At 71.3% G+C, this 19841-nt stretch carries 16 protein-coding genes; 7 read left to right on the forward strand and 9 right to left on the reverse strand.

Annotation, left to right across the window (positions count from 1 at the left end; translation table 11 throughout):
- Positions 1 to 82: 82 nt before the first annotated feature.
- Positions 83 to 1888, reverse strand: a complete 1806-nt coding sequence (gene mutL / locus KY661_RS07290; RefSeq protein ID WP_225409529.1) for a DNA mismatch repair endonuclease MutL — start codon at positions 1886 to 1888, stop codon at positions 83 to 85.
- Positions 1889 to 2008: 120 nt separating this feature from the next.
- On the opposite strand from mutL, the gene KY661_RS07295 reads away from it, so the two are divergent.
- Entirely contained in the window at positions 2009 to 2971 is a 963-nt protein-coding gene (locus KY661_RS07295) for an SDR family oxidoreductase (RefSeq protein ID WP_225409530.1), read from the forward strand.
- 3 nt (positions 2972 to 2974) lie between these two features.
- The gene (locus KY661_RS07300) at positions 2975 to 4687 is read left to right on the forward strand and encodes a lysophospholipid acyltransferase family protein (RefSeq protein WP_225409531.1); all 1713 of its coding nucleotides are present in this window, start codon (positions 2975 to 2977) and stop codon (positions 4685 to 4687) included.
- A gap of 22 nt (positions 4688 to 4709) precedes the next feature.
- On the opposite strand, the gene KY661_RS07305 is transcribed toward KY661_RS07300, so the two are convergent.
- Positions 4710 to 5588, reverse strand: coding sequence for a GGDEF domain-containing protein (locus KY661_RS07305; RefSeq protein WP_225409532.1), 879 nt, complete (start codon positions 5586 to 5588; stop codon positions 4710 to 4712).
- A 77-nt stretch (positions 5589 to 5665) separates the two neighbouring features.
- Positions 5666 to 8266, reverse strand: a complete 2601-nt coding sequence (locus KY661_RS07310) for a carboxypeptidase regulatory-like domain-containing protein (RefSeq protein ID WP_225409533.1) — start codon at positions 8264 to 8266, stop codon at positions 5666 to 5668.
- 114 nt (positions 8267 to 8380) lie between these two features.
- Here KY661_RS07310 and KY661_RS07315 point away from each other — a divergent pair, with 114 nt between their 5' ends.
- Both KY661_RS07315 and KY661_RS07320 read left to right on the forward strand, forming a co-directional pair.
- Positions 8381 to 8680: a DciA family protein gene (locus KY661_RS07315; RefSeq protein ID WP_075005302.1), complete on the forward strand. Its 300-nt coding sequence runs from the start codon at positions 8381 to 8383 to the stop codon at positions 8678 to 8680.
- The gene (locus tag KY661_RS07320) at positions 8680 to 10191 is read left to right on the forward strand and encodes a CAP domain-containing protein (RefSeq protein ID WP_225409791.1); all 1512 of its coding nucleotides are present in this window, start codon (positions 8680 to 8682) and stop codon (positions 10189 to 10191) included. The genes KY661_RS07315 and KY661_RS07320 overlap by 1 nt, the downstream gene beginning before the upstream one ends.
- A gap of 24 nt (positions 10192 to 10215) precedes the next feature.
- Here the strand turns inward: KY661_RS07320 and KY661_RS07325 are convergent, their stop codons facing one another.
- Entirely contained in the window at positions 10216 to 10449 is a 234-nt protein-coding gene (locus tag KY661_RS07325; protein ID WP_013376289.1) for a hypothetical protein, read from the reverse strand.
- 246 nt (positions 10450 to 10695) lie between these two features.
- Between KY661_RS07325 and KY661_RS07330 the strand changes: the two genes are divergently transcribed.
- Entirely contained in the window at positions 10696 to 12828 is a 2133-nt protein-coding gene (locus tag KY661_RS07330; protein ID WP_225409534.1) for a transglycosylase SLT domain-containing protein, read from the forward strand.
- Between the two features lies 1 nt (position 12829).
- Positions 12830 to 13366, forward strand: coding sequence for a tetratricopeptide repeat protein (locus KY661_RS07335; RefSeq protein ID WP_225409535.1), 537 nt, complete (start codon positions 12830 to 12832; stop codon positions 13364 to 13366).
- A 6-nt stretch (positions 13367 to 13372) separates the two neighbouring features.
- On the opposite strand, the gene cmk is transcribed toward KY661_RS07335, so the two are convergent.
- Both cmk and KY661_RS07345 read right to left on the reverse strand, forming a co-directional pair.
- Positions 13373 to 14065 (reverse strand): (d)CMP kinase, encoded by a 693-nt coding sequence (gene cmk, locus KY661_RS07340; RefSeq protein ID WP_225409536.1) that lies wholly within the window; start codon positions 14063 to 14065, stop codon positions 13373 to 13375.
- 14 nt (positions 14066 to 14079) lie between these two features.
- Positions 14080 to 15048: an acetyl-CoA carboxylase carboxyltransferase subunit alpha gene (locus tag KY661_RS07345; RefSeq protein ID WP_075005298.1), complete on the reverse strand. Its 969-nt coding sequence runs from the start codon at positions 15046 to 15048 to the stop codon at positions 14080 to 14082.
- Positions 15049 to 15161: 113 nt separating this feature from the next.
- Between KY661_RS07345 and KY661_RS07350 the strand changes: the two genes are divergently transcribed.
- Positions 15162 to 15857 (forward strand): tetratricopeptide repeat protein, encoded by a 696-nt coding sequence (locus KY661_RS07350; RefSeq protein WP_225409537.1) that lies wholly within the window; start codon positions 15162 to 15164, stop codon positions 15855 to 15857.
- Here the strand turns inward: KY661_RS07350 and KY661_RS07355 are convergent.
- The 3 genes from KY661_RS07355 to nla6 form a co-directional block, all read right to left on the reverse strand.
- The gene (locus tag KY661_RS07355; protein WP_225409538.1) at positions 15854 to 16084 is read right to left on the reverse strand and encodes a hypothetical protein; all 231 of its coding nucleotides are present in this window, start codon (positions 16082 to 16084) and stop codon (positions 15854 to 15856) included. The genes KY661_RS07350 and KY661_RS07355 overlap by 4 nt on opposite strands.
- Before the next feature lie 88 nt (positions 16085 to 16172).
- On the reverse strand, positions 16173 to 18125 hold the full coding sequence (locus KY661_RS07360) for an ArsA family ATPase (protein WP_225409539.1): 1953 nt from the start codon (positions 18123 to 18125) through the stop codon (positions 16173 to 16175).
- Between the two features lie 261 nt (positions 18126 to 18386).
- Positions 18387 to 19823 (reverse strand): enhancer binding protein Nla6, encoded by a 1437-nt coding sequence (gene nla6 / locus KY661_RS07365; RefSeq protein WP_225409540.1) that lies wholly within the window; start codon positions 19821 to 19823, stop codon positions 18387 to 18389.
- Between the last annotated feature and the right edge of the window lie 18 nt (positions 19824 to 19841).

Here is a 19841-nt window from a genome sequence, read left to right on the forward strand (position 1 = left end):
TCCACCCGCGCTACAGGAATGTGGCGCACCGTAACAGTGACCCTTGGAGCGTCAATTTTATGGCCGGGTACGGCACGGGGCTTCAGCGGGCGCGGCGCTCCAGCTCGAGCAGCGGCATCTCCAGCACCACCACCGTGCCGTGGCGGCACGTGGGGTGGAAGTCCGCCGTGTCCAACTCCTCCAGCAAGGCGCGCAGCTGGGCGTCGGAGAGCTTCTCCGGGGCGGTCTGGGCCGCATGGCAGGCCATCACTCGCAGCGCCTCGGCCAGGCCCACCGCGTCCGGCGGCGTCCCGGCGGGGGGCAGCGCCTGGGCCAGCGCCTCCAGCAGCGCACGCGGGTCCGCGCCCTCCAGGCCCGGGGGCACCGTCTTGAGCGCGAAGCTCGTTCCGCCAAAGGGCTCCGCGTCGATGCCCAGCCGCGCCAGGGCCTCGCGCCCGCCCACCAGGGCCCGGGCCGCGGGCACGGGCAGCTCCACCGTGGTGCCGAAGAGCGAGGGGGGCGGCGTCTTTCCCTCCTCCAGGATGCGGGAGAAGTCCATCAGCCGCACGCGCTCGAACGCTGCGTGGGGATCCAACACCACCAGCGTGCCGCCGGGCCCCTCGCAGACCTGGAAGCGCCCGCCCAGCGTCCCCAGGGGGCGCAGCGCCGCGAAGTACCCCGGCGGCGGGGCCTCGTTGAGCTGGGGCAGCGCTTGGCCAAAGGCGGGGGCGCGGCTCATGGGCACCGGCGCGGCGGGCACCAGGGCGAGCGGCGTGGGCGCGTCCGCGGCCGAGGGCAGCGGCAAGGGGGCGCCCCAGGTGGCCTCCTGGGCCCGGGTGAGGAAGCGCTCCACCGCCTGGGCATAGTGGGCCGCCTGGCGCCGGGGGTCGGCCTCCTGCGGCGTGGGGCCCAGCCAGGGCGCGGCCCGGATGGTGCGGACGACGGCGGCCAGCACCGCGTCGTACACGCCGCGCGAGTCCGCGAAGCGCACCTCCATCTTCTGCGGGTGCACGTTCACGTCCACCGCGTGGGGCTCCACGTCGATGAAGAGCACCACGAGCGGCTGGCGCCCCGAGGGCAGGTACTCCTGGTAGCCGCGCTGGATGGCGCCGATGAGGCCCCGGTCCCGCACGTAGCGGTGGTTGACGAAGGTGTAGATGCCCCGGGCGGTGGGCAGGGTGTACTCGGGGGAGGCGATGTGGCCGGTGACGCTCAGCCCCAGCCGCCGCTCCTCCACGGGAAACAGGTGCGGGTGCACGTCCGTGCCGAGCGCCGCGGCGATGCGCTCGGTGGGGTCCTCCTGGCACGCGGGGCTGGTGAACAGCGGCAGCCCGCCGTGCTCCACCAGAAAGGACACCTCCGGGTGCGCCAGGGCGATCCGGATGACGGCCTCCTCCACGTGCTTGAGCTCCGTCTCCCCCCGGCGCATGAACTTCAGCCGCGCGGGCGTGTTGTAGAAGAGGTCCTCCACCGTCATGACGGTGCCCACGCGCGGCGGTGCCTCCTCCACGTGCATCCCCGCCCCACCCTCCACCGTCACCCGCGTGCCCACCTCCGCATCGGGCTCGGCCGTGTGCAGGGTGAAGCGGGACACGGCGGCGATGGCCGGCAGCGCCTCGCCCCGGAAGCCCTTGCTGGCGAGGTTCTCCAGGTCGTCCAGCTCGCGCAGCTTGCTGGTGGCGTGGCGCTCCAGGCACAGCACCGCGTCCTCGCGCCCCATGCCATGTCCATCATCGGACACGACGATGCGCTGCAGGCCGCCGCCCTCCAGCGCCACCTGGACCGTGCGGGCCCCCGCGTCCAGGGCGTTCTCCACCAGCTCCTTCACCACCGAGGCGGGGCGCTCCACCACCTCGCCGGCGGCGATCTTGTTGATGAGGTCGTCACGAAGTCGGGCGATGCGGGCCATGGTGCGATGCAGCCTCTCAGGGTAGGACATGGCTCGCAACACCCAGCGCGTTGGCCCCCTTTCTTTGCTCGAAAGGCTGACAATCCAGCGCCGGTTGGGCTAACACCTTCGACCCGGAATATGGATGCGACCCAGGCAGGAAAGAGGGGGCTGCGCGTCGCCGTCACCGGCGCCAGTGGGGATTTTGGCAAGCTGCTGCTGCCACGGCTGGAAGCGGACTCCGCCGTGCAGAGCGTGGTGGTCCTGGATGTGGCCAACCCGGGAGGCACCAAGGTGGAGTTCCACCGGGTGGACCTCACGCGCCACGACGCCGAGAGCGAGCTGACCGACGCCCTGTCCGAGAACCCCGTGGATGCGCTCTACCACCTGGCCTTCCCCTTCGGGCCCATGATGAACGGCTCGGTGGCGCACGAGCTGGAGGTGGCCGGCACCATCAACGTCCTGGCCGCCGCGGGCCGCGTGCGGGTGCCCCGGCTCGTGGTGCCCTCGCTCACCGCCGTCTACGGGGCCCGGAGCCAACACCCTGCCCTGCTGCGCGAGGAGGCGCCGCTCTCCGGCTGCCCCCTGAGCCGCTTCGTCACCGACAAGGTGGCGGTGGAGGGCCAGGTGCGCGCCTTCCGCGCGCGCCACCCGGCGACGCGTGTGCTCGTGCTGCGCTTCGCCCCCGTGCTCGGCCCCTCGGTGGACAACCCTGCCACCCGCATGCTCCGCCGCTCCGTGGTGCCCACCCTGATGGGGTTTGATCCGCTCTGGCAGGCCGTCCACGAGGACGATGCCGCGCGGGCGCTCCACCTGGCGCTCACGGCGAATGCCTCCGGGGAGTTCAACATCGTGGGCCAGGGCGTGTTGCCGCTCTCTGGCCTGGTCTACCAGGCGGGAGCCCGGCCACTGCCCGTGCCGGGGCCCCTGTTCCGGACAGCCTTGCACTTGATGGATGCGGTCGGGGCCTCGGGATTGCCGATCGCCCTGCTCGACTACATCCATTACAGCTTGGTCGCGGACGGCGAGCGCGCCGAGAACGAGCTCAATTTCATCCCCATCCATCACGCCCGGGACGCCGCCGCGGCGCTGAGGAGGAGCTGAGTCATGGCCACCAAGGGTGTGCTCGGGAACGACCCGTTTCAGCGCGGTGCCGCGCAGCGTTCCAACGAGCCCCAATCCCCCGCCGCGGAGGCTCCCAAGGCGGCCGCGTCCAAGAAGGCCGCTCCGCCCCGGAGCAAAGCGAAGAAGGCCGCCCCTCCGAAGGCTGCGCCGCCCAAGGCCGCGAAGCCGCCCAAGGCCGCCTCTCCCAAGGCTGCGCCGCCCAAGGCCGCGAAGCCGCCCCGGGAGCGCAAACCGGCCCGGACGTCCGCCCCCGCGCAGGAGCCGCTCCCGCGGTTGAGGGAGCCCTCGGCCCCCGAGGTGTCCCGCCGTCGCCGGGCCGAGCCCCTCCCCCAGGTGGCCGCGTCCCAGGAGGCCGTGCCGGCCCAGGCCGCGCGGGAGCAGGAGGTGGACGTGGTGATGGCCACCGCCCCCGCCCTCGAGGCGGCCCAGGCCGCCGCCGAGGCCGCCGCGGAGACCGCCGTGGCCACCCTGCTCACGCTCGGGGCGCAGCAGGCCCTGGAGGGAACGGCCCCGGAGCCCAACTCGCTGGAGGCCGCGTGGAACCGGGAGCTGGCCACCGCCGTGGTCGCCGAGGCCGCGGAAGCCACCGCGGAGGCGGTCCTGGGCGTGGCCCTCTCGGCCCAGGCTCCTGGCGCGCAGGCGGAGACGCCGGCGGAGGCCGAGGACACGCCCGAGGAGGTGCCCGACCCGTCGCAGGATGAGTTCCCTCCCGCGCGCAAGGCGCCCCTGTCCCTGGTGCCCGCGCCGGAGGAGCCCGAGGCGCAGCAGGAAGAGCCCTTCTCCCCGGAGCAGCCCCAGGCCGAGCAGGTAACGGCCACGCCGCCGGGCAGTGTGTTCGCCCTGGCCAAGGACATTGTCTTCCAGGCGCTGTCGAGCGCCTCGATGAGCCGGACGCTGGAGGCGGCGCACGGGGTGGTGAACGCCATGCGCGCGGGGCTGGGGACCCATGGCAGCACGTCCCTGGACGAGTACGGGCGGGATCCGGAGCTGGTGTCGGAGCTCCAGCCCCTGCTGGACTTCCTCTACGATCGGTACTGGCGCGTCACGCTGCAGAGCGTGGACATGATCCCCGCGGGGGGCGCCATCCTCGTGGCCAACCACTCCGGCGCCCTGCCCTTCGACGGGCTGGTGGCCACGCAGGCCATCCTCCGGGAGCGCCCGGAGCTGCGGGAGCCGCGCTGGCTGGTGGAGGATCAGATCTTCCACGCGCCCGTGCTGGGGACGATCTTCAACCGGCTGGGCGCCGTGCGCGCCTGCCCCGAGAACGCGCTGCGGCTGCTGGACGAGCAGCGGCCGGTGCTGGTGTTCCCCGAGGGCTACCAGGGGATGAGCAAGCCGTTCGCCCAGCGCTACCAGCTCAAGCGCTTCGGACGGGGCGGCTTCGTCAAGCTCGCGCTGCGCACCGGGGCCCCCATCATCCCGGTGGCCATCGTCGGCTCCGAGGAGACCTCGCCCTTGCTGGGCCGCATTCCCGCAGGCTTCCTCGGGGTGCCGTACCTGCCGCTGACGGGGCCCCTGCCCTTGCCCGCCAAGTGGACGCTGCGCTTCGGGGAGCCCATCAGCATGGAGGGCCTGAGCCAGGATGCCGCGAATGATCTGGCCGAGGTGCAGCGGCTGACCGAGCGCACCCGCGAGTCCATCCAGGGCATGCTCCAGGCGTTGCTGCGCGAGCGCCGCTCCGTCTTCGCGGGCTGAGCGGCCGGCCGGGCCAGGGGCCTCAACCGCAGACGCGGTTGCGGCCCTTGTTCTTGGCCTCGTAGAGCTTCTCGTCCGCGGCGCGCACCAGATCTCCCGGCTCGCGGTGCTCCGGCAGGAGGAGGGCGCAGCCCAGGGAGATCGTCACCGAGATGGGGTGCTTGTCGAACGTGAAGTGCGTCTGCTCCACCTTCTGGCGCACCTTCTCCGCGAACAGCCGGGTGCCCTTGGCGTCCACCTCTGGCAGGAGGATTCCGAACTCCTCGCCCCCGTAGCGGGCGAAGACATCCTCCCGGCGGATGTTCACGCGTACCGCGGAGGCCAGCTGCTTGAGCACGTAGTCTCCGGCCAGGTGCCCCCGCTTGTCGTTGATGTGCTTGAAGTGGTCCACGTCGAACATCACCAGCGACAGCGCCCGCTCGTAGCGCCGGCTGCGGGAGACTTCGCGGTCGAGCTGCTCGTCGAAGTAGCGGCGGTTGTGGACCTGGGTCAGCCCGTCCATCGTCGTGAGCCGGTAGATTTCATCGTGGTAGGCCGCCTCGATGTTCCCGCCCGCGATGAACTTGAAGATCGTCCGGCCGATCTTCACCAGGTCCCCGTTGCGCAGCTCCTGGGGGCTCGTCACCGGGTGATCATTGACGAACGTGCCGTTGGTGGAGCCCTGGTCCTCGATGTGGACGCCCTTCACGGTGTTGGTGATGCGCGCGTGCGTGCGGCTCACCGACTCCTGATCCAGCGGGATGTCCGACTTGGAGGAACGGCCGATGACACTCTCGCTCCGGGACAAGTCGTACTTCCGCCCCAGATCCATGCCGTAGATGACGACGAGCGCCGCGTCCAGGTTCACCGGACGATCGGAGATCTTCGAGATGAGCGTGACGACGGTCTCTCTCTGCGCCATACCCGGACAAGGGTATCATCTCGAAATTCGAGAAAGCCAGCCGAGGTCCCCCGTCCTTGGTGAGGTCTTGGAAAGATTCAAAGAATGTGAATCCGGCGTGTGTAGGCCACTGGCGGACGAAGGGGCAGCCCGCTCGAATCCACCAGCGTGGCCGTGAGGGACACGTCGTTTCCCGAGCACGCGGAGGGCAGGCGCAGGTCCACGTCCCCGGCGGTGTTTCGCTCGCCCCGCACCGTCTGGCCTTCGCAGCCCACGCCGCCCACGAAGGAGAGCTGCACGAAGCCCTCGCCCTCCGGGGCCGGGCCCAGGTGGAAGCCGGTGGCGCGCACGCGGACGGTGGAGCCTCGCGGCACGCTCAGCCCGTCAGCCTCCGGGGTGAGCCAGGTGAGCTCCGGGCGGCGGTAATCGAGCACCGAGAAGGCCCGGGTGAACGCATCCAACTGGGCCAGCGACGCCGTCTGTCCCTCCGCGAGCATCGCCAGGCTCAGGCGCTTGCCCTCCGGCGCGCGCACCGCGAGCGTCTGCACCCACAGCAGGGAGCGCGTCCCGGTGAGATCGCCAAAGTAGGTCCGGTCCTCGAAGGGCGCGGGCGGCACCGGCAGCCGCACGGAGGGCGTCTCCAGCGAGGGCTCGTACAGCACCGTCCACTGGCGGCCGAACCGGTTGGTGAAGCTCACCCGGAGCAACGTGCCCACCCGGCCCGAGCTGTTCGTGAACCAGAACTGGCGGCCCTGGAGCATCCCGGAGGGCACCGGCTCGAAGTTGTAGCGGGCCCCTTCGGGGATGGGCAGGAAGCCGCTGGAGAGCGTGACCGGCGTAAGGCCCCGGGGATCGAACAGCGGGGCGGCGAGCGGCTCCACCACGCCGCTCACGGCCTGGCCCGCCGGTTCCTCCAGCGTGGCCGCGTGCGTGCTGGCCATGACGATCAGCCGGTAGGGATGGCCCTCCAGGCCGTGGTGCGCGGGGGCCATGCGGACCGCGACGAGCCCGGGCGCGGACAGGCCCGCCTGGAGGTCCGTGTTGGGATCCGCGGGGGCCACGTTCACCGCGAGCCCCAGCCCCAGCGGCACCCGCCCCCGTCCCGGCACATCCACGGCGCCCACCACGAAGGAATGGCTCAGGAAGGCCCCGCGGTACACCGGGAGCGAGGGCACCCGCACGACGAACGGGAACCCCAGCGGCATCTGTGACGCGGGCAGATCCACGGCGGTGTAATGCCGCGTGTCGCGGAACTCGGGCAAGCCCTGGGAGGCCCCCGGAATGGGCTCGAGCGCGAAGCGCACATCCCGCACGGCCGAGGAGTGGAAGTGCCGCAGCAGCGGGATGGTCTGGGCGAGGAGCTGGGTGGTGTCCTGGGAGGCGCCGAAGAGATCCGGCGGCAGCTCGGCGGTGGGCACGTCCCCCGCCAGCGCCCAGGCCGTGCGCAGTCCGCACCGGGGGGCGAGCCTGCCCGGGTTCTCCCCGGTGGCCGCCACCGGCGCCTCGGCGCAGCCGCCTTCCAGGCCGGGCACCACGTACGCCACCTGGGCCGCCGTGGCGGGGGTGGCCAGGGTGACGTTCGTGGGCAGGGCCCACGTGCGCACCTGGCCGCTCAGCTCGAACGTCACCGCCTCCCGGGGCCCCCGGCGCTGCGCCTCCACCCGGTCCACCCCCTGGCCGGGCAGGGACAGCCCGATGAGGCCCATGTGGAGGTACGGGCCCACGGGCCGGTTCTGGAGCTGGCCCCGGATGCCGCCGTGGACCTCCAGCGGGTTGCGCCGCAGGGGCATCCGCACCTCGCGGCCACCGGCCTCCCCGTCCAGGTTCGCCAGCGTGAGGTAGCCGTACTCCGGATGAAAGGCGGTGAGGTTCATCCGGTCCGAGGCGGGCACGAGCGCCACGCCCTCCGCGTCCGTCGTGCCCGTGCTGGTGAGCGCCCCTTCCGCGTTGGAGACGCCCACGAGGACGTCCGGAAGCGGCGTCCCGGACAGCTCCTCCGTCACCACCACGCGCACGCGGTGGGCCTCCACCTCCGCTCCCAGGATGGAGAGCTGGGCCGAGCAGCGCGCACTGCCCACCTGGGCTTCGATGCGCACCAGGGCCCGCTCCGGCGTCACCACCGTGAAGAGGGCCTCGGTCCCCTCTTCGTCCCCGGTCACCGCCGCGCTGGAGGCCTTCCAGGCGATGCCCCCGCCCGGTACCAGGGGCTGCCCCTGGGCGTCGTTCACCGTCACGCTGAAGCGCGTCTGCGTGCCCTGGCGGCCCATGGCGAACGCGGGCGTCACCTGGCACGTGGCCGCCTGGGCGGCGGGCGGCGGGGCCACACACCGTCCATCCCGGCACACCTGTGCGCCGCAGGCGGCATCCCCCGCGCACAGGGCCAGCACGCACTTGCCCTCGTCGCACTGGCAGCCCAGTGGGTTGCGGTCGCACTCGCCGAGGGCGAACGTCCCCCGCCGCTCCGCGCCACAGTCCAGGGCCGTCCGGCACGAGGCCTCGCACCGCGAGGTGGCCGCGTTGCAGAAGAAAAGCGCCGGATCCGGGCAATCCTCGTCCACGGAGCACGGGCTGCTCGGAGTGGGGGCTTCGTTGCCACCTCCCGGTCCGAACCCATCGGCGTCCTGCTGGGCGCACCCTGCCCAGGCCAGGCACACGCCCAGCAGGCCCAGCAGCAACGGCGCGCGGGTGTGTGCACTCATCGACGGCTCCCTGTTCCCGGCAGGGAACTGCCGCACCTTACAAGCAGGCGAACCGCTCCGCGACACGGCCTGGCAGTGGCTTTCCCCCCGGAGCCGTCCGATGATTTGCCCGCCATGTCCCGCCACGAACCGAAGACCCTGGAGGCCCTGCTGCCCCGGCTCCTGGCCCGCCTGGCCGAAGAATCCGGGAAGGGTCAGTCCCTGATGCCGGTTTGGGCCGCGGCGGTCGGTGCGCAGATCGCCAAGCACACCTCTCCCTACTCCCTGCAAGGAGGAACGCTGGTGGTCACCGTGGAGAGCGCCGAGTGGGCACAGACCCTGTCGCGGGAGCAGGCCTCCCTGTGCGAACGGCTCAATGAGCGGCTGGGGCCCGGAAAGGTGACGGCCCTGTCCTTCCGGTTGGGCCACGAATGATGTTCGCGTTGGCGCTGAGCGCCCTGGTCGCGGCCACCCCGCTGGCGCCCGAGGCCATGGAGCAGCAGGCGGCCCTCCACGTGGCGCGCGAGTTCGAGCGCGTGGGGCGCCGGCTGCCCGCCCGGGACGCGGCGCTGACCGAGGCGGCACGCCGCCTGGCCCGGGAGGCGCTGGGCCCGCAGCTGCCCACCGGCGCGCCCGACCTGCACGCGCTCACGCTGGCGGTCAGCGACTCCGGCAGCACCGACCCGAGCCCCCGCACCTTCGTCATCCGTGCCTGGGTGCACGCGCACGCCATCGAGACGTTCCTGGCGCGCAAGGACTTCAGCGCCGAGCCCGCCACCCACTTCGGCGTGGGCGTGGCCACCGCGGGCGAGCGCGCCTCGCTGGTGATGCTGCTCACCGAGCGCAAGGCGGAGCTCCAGCGCTTCCCCCGCGCCTTCCCGCGGGCCGGGGTGTCCCAGACGCTGTGTGGCGAGCTGGTGCCGCCCCTGAACGCCGCGGAGGTCTTCGTCACCCTGCCCGAGGGCAGCGTGGAGCGCATCGCGCTGTCGCGGCAGGACGGCCCCGTGTTCTGTGCGCGGATCCCCTTCGCCCAGGCGGGCGGCTACACCGTGGAGGTGCTGGGCCGGGGGACCAAGGGGCCCGAGGTCGTCGCGCTCTTCTTCGTGGACGTGGGCGGCCCCCGGCAGCGCGGCCGCGCGGAGACCGAGGACGTGGCCGAGCCCACCACCCTGCCCGAGGCCCGGCAGGCCATCCTCTCCCGCATCAACAGCCTGCGCCGGGCCCACCGGCTCAACCCCCTGGCCCCCGACAGCGCCCTGGAGGAGGTGGCCCAGGCCTACAGCGAGCGCATGGCGCGCGAGGGCTTCTTCGCCCACGTGGCACCCGACGGCTCGGACCTGCGCGGGCGCATGGAGGCCGCGGGCCCTGCCTTCCGCGGCTCCGGGGAGAACCTGGGCATGGCCGCCGGGCCCGTGGCCGCGCACTTCGGAATCGAGCACAGCCCTGGCCACCGCAAGAACCTGCTCGCGGCCCCCTTCACGCACGTGGGCATCGGGGTGGTGTTCCAGACGGTGGACGGGCGGCCCCAGGCCATCGTCACCGAGGTGTTCTCCACGGCGGTCTCGCCCCTGAAGGGAAACCCGGTGGAGGAGGCGTACAAGGCCATCGCCGCCAAGCGCAAGGAGGCCAAGCTGCCGCCGCTCGAGCGCAGCCTGGTGCTGGAGCAGATTGCCCAGGACCACGTGCGGCGGGCGCTCCAGCGCGATACGCCCAAGGCGGAGCTGCCCGGCTCCTCGCTGCACGAGCGCGTCTTCCAGGCCCTGCCCCAGGTGGGCACCGCGGCCGCGGACTTCTACGTGGCGGAGGACCCCACCGCGCTGCCCGAGTCCAAGAACCTCATGGATGCTCGCAACACGCAGGCGGGTGTGGGCGTCCTCCGCGGCAATTCGAAGACTTTCGGCAAGGACCGCTACTGGGTGGTGGTCATCTACACCGCGCCCCGGTGAGCCAGGCCTTGAACCCCGTGCCCCTTAGATGGGCCGGCGCTGCGTGGCGTAGGCCTCGATGCCCATCTGGGGCGGGGCCACGTTCTGGTAGAGCGGGCACTTCATGCACGAGAACGACTGCCAGCCGCGGCGCACCGCCTCGTCGAGGCAGTTGTCGTAGTGGTGGCAGTTGAGGTTGCGATGCGACTCGACACCAGCTCGCTTCGGACCCGCCTCAGGGTTGATGGTCTGCGATAGATCGGACGGACACGGCTTCATGAACGGAGCCCTCCCAGGTCAGCGTTTTCCCCCCGTGCGCATCAGGACCAACGAAACACCTGCAACGAAATACATCCCAACCAGCCCCTTGCGTGACGCATCGGGCCAGGACGGCTTGGGCGCGCCGCGATTTAGGACTTGTTGGGGCGGCTGTCAAACCACCCCCCCGGAAGGACCCTCCGGGGAATGTCTTCTAGATGGCTCCCGTTGGGAGGCCGCAGGGGTACGACCCGTGAGGCACATGTGATGAAGTGGAGCAGCTTGGTGGCGGGGCTGGTCTCGGGCGTGGCCCTGGCGCAGTCGCCGGAAACGTTGGAGGCCGTGCGGCTGCACAAGCCGGAGGCCCGGGCCCTCGTCCAGGCGGACCTTCAGGCCTGCGAGGCCCAGCGGTGCGCCCAGGCGGGCCGCATGGCCCTCCTGGCCGCGACGCTGGCCCTCTCCGAAGGCGAGGCCGCCGAGGCCCGGAGCCTGCTGGAGGCCCACCCCGCCCCGCCGCTGCTGGAGCCCTTCCACGCGTATTACCGGGGCCAGGCGCTGTTCTACGCGGGAGAGGCGGCCGAGGCCGCCCAGGCGTTCGCGCTCGCCGCGAAGAAGGCCCCCCCCTCCCTGGCCCCTCGCGCGAAGGCGAGGCTGGGAGAGGCCCTCCTGAGGGCGGGCAAGACGGCCCAGGCGGCGCCGGTGCTGGAGCTTGCCGCGACGCAGACCCCGTCGGCGGAGCTGCTCTATGAGCGGGCCCTGGCCCGGGGTGCCAAGGGGCTCGCCGATGGGGCCCGCGCGGACCTGCGCGCGGTGGCGCTGCGCTATCCCACCCACCCCTACGCGGACGAGGCCCTCACGCGGCTGGAGCTGCTCAACCCTCCGGCCTGGCTGACCCTGGAGGAGCATCTGCGCCGGGCCCGGGCGTTCCTGGACGCCGGCCAGGCTTCTCGCGCGCTGGAGGAGCTGCAGAAGGCCACGGCGCACCGCCCCGCGGAGACCCCGCTGGCGCGCGCGAGGTTGGCGCTCGCCCGGGCGCAGACGCTGTTCGCCCTGGGGCGCACGGAGGAGGCCGAGAAGGCGCTCGCCGAGGCCCGCAAAGGGCCTGCCGAGACGGCCGCCGAGGCGGAGCTGCTGGTGGCCCGCCGCGCCCTCCGGGCCAACAAGAATGACCAGGCCCGCGAGCTGATGGCGGCGCTGGACCGCACCTACCCCCAGGAGCCCGCGGGGGATGAGGGGGGCTTCTTCGCGGGGTGGTTGGACTTGCAGGCCGGCCGCTTCGAGGAGGCGGTGAAGGCCTTCGCGCTCTACGAACAGCGCCACCCGCGCTCGCGGCGCCGGGACGAGGGGCTGTGGTTCCGCGCCCTGGCCCTGCTGCGCCTGGAGCGCTACCCCGAGGCGCGCGAGGCCCTGGCCCTGCTCGTCTCGGGCTCGCCCAAGAGCAGCCTCGTGCCCCAGGCGCGCTACTGGATGGCCCGCAGCCAGGAGCTGGGTGGGGCCACCGTGGCCCTCACCGCGCCCGCGTATGAAGGGGTGATTTCCTCCGCCCCCGCGTCGTTCTATGCGCTGCTGGCCTCCGAGCGTCTCAAGGCCCTGGGCCGCACGCCCCCCGTGGCCTTCCCCTCGCCGCCCCGGCAGCTCCTGGTTCCCCGGCCCCCCGAGCTGGAGCTCGCGGTGGCGCTCAGCGAGGCAGGCCTCTTCCCGGACGCGGCCGAGGAGGTGGAGTCGCGGGTCTCTCGCATCCGCTCCGCGGAGCAGGCCCTGCCCTTCGCGCACGCGCTCCTGCAACTGGGCGAGTTCGGCCATGCCCACGCCGTCGCCGCGAGGCACCTGTGGGGGCGGGCCTTCGGCGCCCGGACCCCGGATGCGCTGGCGGTCTTCTATCCGCGCGCCTTCGCCTCGGCGGTGGAGGCGGCGGCCACGCGCCACGCGGTGGAGCCCTCGCTCGTCTGGGCCATCATGCGCCGGGAGAGCGCCTTCCGCCCGGAGGTGGCCAGCGCCGCGGACGCCCGCGGGCTGATGCAGCTCATTCCCCCCACCGGCACCGCCATCGCCCAGCACCTGTCCGAGCCCACGCCCAACCCGGCGGACCTCTTCGCCCCGGACCTCAACATCCGCTACGGCGCCTGGTACCTCGCGCAGCTCATGAAGCGCTTCTCCCACCCCGTGCTCGCCGCGGCGGCCTACAACGCGGGCCCCAAGGCGGCCATCAAATGGGCCCAGGAGAAGGGCAGCCTGCCCCTGGATCTCTTCATCGAGGAGATTCCCTTCCGGGAGACGCGGGGCTACGTGAAGCAGGTGCTGGCGGACCTGTACCTGTACCGCACGTTCTACGGACAGGGCGCGCTGCCGCCGCTGACGATGACGGTGCCCGCTCCGGCCGTGGAGGGCGTAGGCTTCTGACATGTCCTCTGCTTCCTCCCGGAACGCCGATGCGCTGCTGCGACAGGCCGATGAGACCGAGGAGGCAGGCGACATCAACGGGGCCGAAGCGCTCCTGACAGAGGCCCTCGCCCGGAAGCCCGACTTCGAGCGCGCGTGGTACCAGCGCGGCCTGTTGCGGCTGTTCGAGCGGGAGGCCCCCGCGGAGGCGCTCGCGGACCTCTGCGCCGCCGAGGAGCTGGGCGTGGCGCGCCAGGGCTCCATCCCCCCCTCGCGGCTCCACTATGCGATTGGCGAGTGCCTGTTTGGCCTGGGCCGGTTCGCCGAGGCCGATGCCCGGCTCCACCGGGGCCTCTCCGGCGAGACGGACGCGGTGATGCTGGCGGAGCTCCACTACCGCCGGGCCGAATGCGCCGACAAGCTCGGCCGGACCGACGCCCTGCGCGAGGCGCTCACCCGCTTCCTCTCGCACGAGGCGGCGTTCCTGGAGGCAGGCGGCGAAGCGGACCAGCTGGAGTGGGCCCGGACGCGGTTCGCCGGGCTCTCCCACGCGCGGTAAGCGGGCTCAGCCGCGCAGCGCGAGCCGCCGCTGGATTTCGTTCTCCAGCTGGTGCACCACCTCGGACAGCGGCAGGACGCTGGAGTCCACCCGCACGGCATCCTCGGCGGCCTTGAGCGGCGCCACGGCGCGGGTCGAGTCGTCCCGGTCCCGCTGGATCTGATCGGCCAGCACGTCTTCGAGGCTGCGCTCGACGCCCTTCTGGAACAGCTCCTCGTAGCGGCGGCGGGCGCGGATCTCCGACGAGGCCTCCAGGAAGAACTTGGCGTCCGCGTCCGGGAACACCACGGTGCCAATGTCCCGGCCCTCCAGGATGGCGCCCTTCTCCGCCTCCAGCGCCAACCGGCGCTGCAGCGCCAGCAGCCCCGTGCGGACCACCGGGCGGCTGGAGACCTGGGAGGCGTTCATGGAGACCTCGGGCGCGCGAATCTCCGAGGACACGTCCTGCCCGTCCAGGAAGACGTGGTTCTCCTCGCCCACCACCTGGAAGTGGATGTGGATGCGCCCCAGCAGGGCCTCCAGCTGGGCGTCGTCGTCGAAGGCGATGCCCTCGCGCTGGGCCATCAGCGCCACGCAGCGGTAGATGGCGCCCGTGTCCACCAGCGCGAAGCCGAGCCGGCGCGCCAGCAGCTTGGAGACCGTGGACTTGCCGGCCCCCGCCGGGCCGTCGATGGCGACGATGAAAGGCCGTGAGTTCACGCGCGTTGGCCCTCTCAACGGCCCGTGAAGGCGCCCAGGGCGCGGAACTTGTCGTACCGGTCCTTCACCAGCTCGTCCGGCGAGAGCTTCTCCAGCTCGGAGAGGTGCTTGCGCAGCACCTTGCCCAGCCCCTCGGCGGCCTTGACCGGATCGCGGTGCGCGCCGCCCGCGGGCTCGGGAATGACTTCGTCGATGATCTTCATGCCCAGGAGGTCCTTCGCGGTGAGCTTGAGCGCATCGGCGGCCTTGCTCGCCTGGGAGGCATCCCGGAAGAGAATGGAGGCGCAGCCCTCGGGGGTGATGACCGAGTAGACGCTGTTCTGCATCATCAGCACGCGGTTGCCCACGCCGATGGCCAGCGCGCCGCCCGAGCCCCCCTCGCCGATGACGGTGGAGAGGATGGGGACCCGGAGCCGGCTCATGACCTCCAGGTTGACGGCGATGGCCTCCGCCTGGCCGCGCTCCTCGGCGCCCATGCCCGGGTAGGCCCCCGGGGTGTCCACGAAGGTGAGGATGGGCTTCTCCAGCCGCTCGGCCAGCTCCATGAGCCGCAGCGCCTTGCGGTAGCCTTCCGGGCGCGGCATGCCGAAGTTGCGCGCCATGTTCTCCTTGGTGCTGCGCCCCTTCTGATGGCCAATCAACATGACGGGCTTGCCATCCAGCCGCGCGAAGCCGCCCACGATGGAGGGGTCCTCGCCGAAGCGGCGATCCCCGCACAGCTCGAAGAAGTCCGTGAAGAGGAACTGCACGTAGTCGAGGAAGTAGGGCCGCGCGCTGTGGCGCGACAGCTGCACCACCTGCCAGCGGGACAGATCGCTGAAGATCTCCGTCTGCAGCTTCTTGGCCTTCTTCTCCAGCCGGGAAATCTCCGAGGAGAAGTCCACGGAGCCACTCCCGGAGAGCACCTTCAGCTCTTCGATTTTCTTTTCCAGCTCAATGAGGGGGCGTTCGAAGTCGAGTGCGTAACCAGTACCGGTCGCCATGGCGCCGACCTAGCACCTGCCCCCATGGATTTTCAACGCGCAAGCCGCTACGCGCCCGGCGTTACGCGCTGCGTAGTAAATGTGCCAGCCCCGCCCCCGTCGAAGGAGAGATGATGCGCCCCACCCCGTTGCTGCTCCTCGTTCTGGTGGCCTCCACGGCCCTGGGCCAGCCCGCCAAGGCCCGGACGCTCAACACCGAGGGCTTCCGCCTCTACCAGGCAGGCCAGTTCCCCGAGGCCCTGGAGCGCTTCCAGGCCGCCGCCCAGGCCAACCCCCAGTATGCGCTGGCCCACTACAACGTGGCCGCCACGCTCGGGGTGCTGCGCAAGCAGCGGAAGGTGTGCGAGTACCAGGCCTTTCCGGAAACCATCCTCCAGCACCTCACCCGGGCCGTGGAGCTGGACCCCCGGCGCCTGAAGCGCGCCCAGGAGGACGCGGACCTGGAGCCGATCCGGAACACCGTGGGGTGGCACCGGCTGCTGGGGCGCTCTCCCGCCCGCGCCGCGGACGTGCCCGCCCTCCTCCAGGCCGTGGACTGGTACGGCCCCGGGGTGGGCGTCTACGGAACGCTGGTGCGCCTGGACTTCCAGGCGGGGGGAAAGGTGGTACTGAACCGGAAAGTCCCCCAGGACGAGGGTGCGCCCCGGGAGGAGGCCGTTACCGGGAGCTACCGGGTGAAGCGGAGCACGGTGACGGTGACGCTGCCAGGCCATGCCAAGCCCCTCACCGGCTCCCTCAGCCCCACGGGGCTCCTGAAGCTCCAGGAGCTGGGCGCCTTCACCGACGCCCCCTCCGAGTGTGAGGCCTAGGTGTCGTCCTCGGAGGGACCGCCCGCGGCCTCCGCTTCGAGGGCGAAGGAGTCCTCCGCCCCATCCTGCTGGCCAGTCCACGTGGTGTGCCCGCCCGCGAACCCCTCCAGGGGACGCGGACCGCGGTGCGTCTCCACGTCGTGATCCTTGAGCTCCTGCTCCCGCAGCCGTTGCCGCTCCTGCTCCCGCTGTTGCTGGTGCAGCCTCTCCATGGGCTCGATGGCCATCTGGCACCTCCCTTTGAAGAAGGTGCAGACGGCCGGCGCTCCTGTCATCCGCCCGTTGCCGCCTGCCTGCCAGGCGGCAAGGCGGACATCAGGCGGCTTTGATCTTCACCGGCGCCGACAGGGCGTACCACGCGGTGCGGAACGCCTTCAGCTCGCGCAGGCCCGCCGGGTGGCGGCCCAGCGCGGGCGCCATGGTGACGGGCAGGCCGATCTTCTTCTCGATGGCCTTGGCGGCGTTCAACTCCAGCTTGCGGCGGTTCTCGCACTTGGGACAGGTGGACTTGGGTCCCACGCGGTTGACGAGCACCCGCTCCACCTGAAGCTTGCGCTCCTTGAGGTACTCCACCAACCGCTCGGTGCGCGAGGCCGCCAGGTCCTCGCCCCGGGTGACGACCACGAAGCGCGACTCGTTGGGCGAGGCCAGCGCCTCCTCGAAGCGCTTCACGTGCTTGAGCAGCGCGGCCACGTCATCGGCCAGCTCGCCCAGCCCCTTGGCGCGGTGCTTGGACAGCACGCCGTGCAGCGTGCTCAGCCAGCCCTTCGCCGTGTCGGCCAGCTCCACCACGCGCATGGCGGTGACCATGGGCGCCGGGTCCACGACGATGCGCTTGAAGCGCTCCTGTACCAGCGCGTCCGTGAGGCAGCTGAGCGCCGCCAGCTCGTCGATGCCCGGGGGCGCGCAGTCCAGCAGGTTGCGCAGGGCGGCCAGGTCCGGCGGCACGTCGTTGCCCGTCTTGGGCGCGCCCTCGAAGGCTTTCTCCGCCTTCTCCTTGAGGCGCTTGCGCAGGGCGTTGAACCAGCCGGCCACGTCCAGCTCGCGCGCGTAGAGCCCCTTGGTGCCCTTCACCTGGGTCTCGGTGTCCGTGAGGCGGCTCTGGAGCACGTCCGACAGCGAGTGCGCCGGATCCGTGGAGATGAGGAGCACGGGCCCCTCCTTCTCGGTCAGCGTCACCGCGGCGGCGGCGGCACAGGAGCTCTTGCCCACCCCACCCTGCCCCACGAAGAAGATGAGGCGCGTGGGCGGCAGCGGGGGCGCGGCGATGGGGGGCATCGACGGGGCGCGCACCAGGGCCGGAGGCCCCTCGGCCGCGGAGAACTCCAGCGGCTTGGTCTCCTTGCCGCCCGTCCACTCCTTGGAGAACTCCTTGAGCCCGTCCAGCCCCCGGGGCGCCAGCTCGCGCTTGGCCACCAGGTTCACCGGCACGGTCTTGTCCAGCGCCTGGAACTTGCGCACGTGGGGGGCCTGCAGGCCCCGGCGGCCGTGGCACGCCGGACAGCCGTCCTTGGCCTCCACCTGGTTGACGAGGATTTCCGTCACCGGGATGCTCCGCTCCCGGAGCTGCGCGAACATCATGCGCGTCTGCGCCTCGGGCACCGGCTCGGCCAGCGCCACGAGGTGGAAGGCCGTCCGGACAGGATCCTTGATCAGCGCGAGCAGCCGCTCCGCGCGGGCCCCCGTCTCCTCCAGGAAGCCGCCTTCGGCCACCGGCTCCTTCTTGCTCTTGGAGCCCGAGGGCTTCTCCGCCCCGGTCTTCACGATGCCCAGGAACTTGCGCAGCCCCTGCGGCAGGTCGAACAGGCGCAGCGTGTGGCTGGTGGGCGAGGCATCCACGACGATCCGGTCGAACTCCTGCTCCTCCAGCAGCTCCTGGAGGTGGAACAGCCCCACGAGCTCCTCCAGCCCCGGCACCGCCTGGGCGAAGAGCTTGCCGAGATCCTCGTCGGACAGGTGCGTGCCCTTGCCGGAGGCCTTCTCCAGCGCGGGGACGTACTTGGCGGCGAACGGCTTGAGCAACGCCGCGGGCTCCAGCTCCGCCGCGTACAGCCCGCCCTCGCCCTTGCCCGCCACCAGCTTGGTGGGCTTGGCGGGCAGCTTCTTCTTCACCAGATCGGAGAGCGACCGCGTGGCGTCCAGGGAGACCAGCAGCACCTTCTCCTTGGGGGCATCCTCCGAGAGCATCAACGCATAGGACGCCGCGAGCGTGGTCTTTCCAACCCCGCCCTTACCGCCGAAGAAGTGGAGTACTCGCGCATCGCTCATTGCGTCGTGGCCTTCCTAAACGCCCCCTCGCCGGTCCCCAGATCGTTTATTCGTAGACAGCCGCGAAGAAGGCGGAGAAGTCCCCGGTCAGGTGCTGACCCTTACGGGAACTCCGTATGTTGGGAGACCCTAAGGATCGTCTGTTCAGAGGGTAAAAGTCAAGAAGTGACGCGGGGTTTGCCGGTCGGGTGCCCCCCTGGAAGCCCTCCGGTAAAGGGCTCCAAGGTCGCGAAATCCGGGCTGGAATTCCAACCCGGAGGGTCAGCGAATGGGCGCCACACCAGGCTCGAGATCCCCATCACCGGCGGGCTTGAGCAACCCCCCTGCCGGTGTCTGTCCTTGCTGCCGGGCCTCGGCTGCGTACCGGTTCAGCTTGTTATAGAGGGTCTTTTCCGACACCCCGAGGACTTCCGCTGTACGGGCCTTGTTGTTCCCGTTCCGCTGGAGGCTGCCGAGGATGTACTCGCGCTCCACGGCGTCCAGCGACAGCCCAAAGGGCAGCCGGAACGAGTGGCGCTCGGGGCTCTTGCCCGCCATGTCGGGGGGCAGGTGCTCGCGGGTGATGAGCTCCCCGTCGCAGAGGATCACCGCACGCTCCACGGCGTTGCGCAGCTCGCGGATGTTGCCCGGCCAGTCGTGGCCCTTGAGGACTTCCATGGCCTCCGGGTGCACGCCGGTGACGCGCTTGGCCGAGTCTCCGCGGAACTTCTCCACGAAGTGCTGCACCAGGATGGGGATGTCCTCCCGGCGCTCGCGCAGGGGCGGCAGGTGGATCTGGAAGACGTTGAGGCGGAAGTACAAGTCCTCGCGGAAGCGCTGGTTCTTGATCTCCTGCTTGAGGTCGCGGTTCGTGGCGCACAGCACGCGCACGTCCACTTCGATCTCCACCTTGCCGCCGAGCCGCCGCAGCCGCCCCTCTTCGAGCACGCGAAGCAGCTTGGCCTGCAGCTCGATGGGAATCTCACCGAGTTCGTCCAGGAACAGCGTGCCGCCGTGGGCCAGCTCGAACACGCCGGGCCGGCGCTGATCGGCGCCCGTGAAGGCACCGCGCTCGTGGCCGAAGATTTCGGACTCGATGAGCGTGGCGGGGATGGAGGCGCAGTTGATGGCGATGAAGGGCTTCTCGCGGCGCAGCGAGAGGTTGTGGATGGCGCGCGACACCACCTCCTTGCCCGTGCCGGACTCGCCCGAGATGGCCACGCTGGCCTTGGAGGGCGCCACCTTCTCGATGAGCTCCACCACCTTCCGCATGGACGCCGACTGGGCGATCATGTCGGACTGGCCGAGCTGCTTGAGGCGCCGGCGCAGCGTCTGCACCTCGCGCAGCGTCTCCTTCTTCTCGAGCGCCCGCTCGATGCAGACCTTCAGCCGGGCGACGTTCAGCGGCTTCTCGATGAAGTCATAGGCGCCTTCCTTGATGGCGCCCACCGCCGCATCGATGGTGCCCCGGCCGGTGAGGAACACCACCGGGCAGTCCGGCAGCTCCTCCCGGAGCTGGCGCAACAGCCAGAGCCCGTCCGTCTCGGGCATCGCCAAGTCGGACAGGACGACGTCCGGGCGGAACTCGCCCGCCTTCCGCAGGGCATCGTGCCCGTCGAACGCGACCTCGACCTTATGGCCCCAAGCGCCGAGCATTTCTGCCAGCGCCTCGCAGGTCGCTCGTTCGTCATCCACGGCCAGAATTCGTGCGCTGCCCACGTGAAAACCTCCCGACTG

The sequence above is a fragment of the Allostigmatella hybrida genome (assembly GCF_020103775.1).
Taxonomy (GTDB): Bacteria; Myxococcota; Myxococcia; order Myxococcales; family Myxococcaceae; genus Hyalangium; species Hyalangium aurantiaca.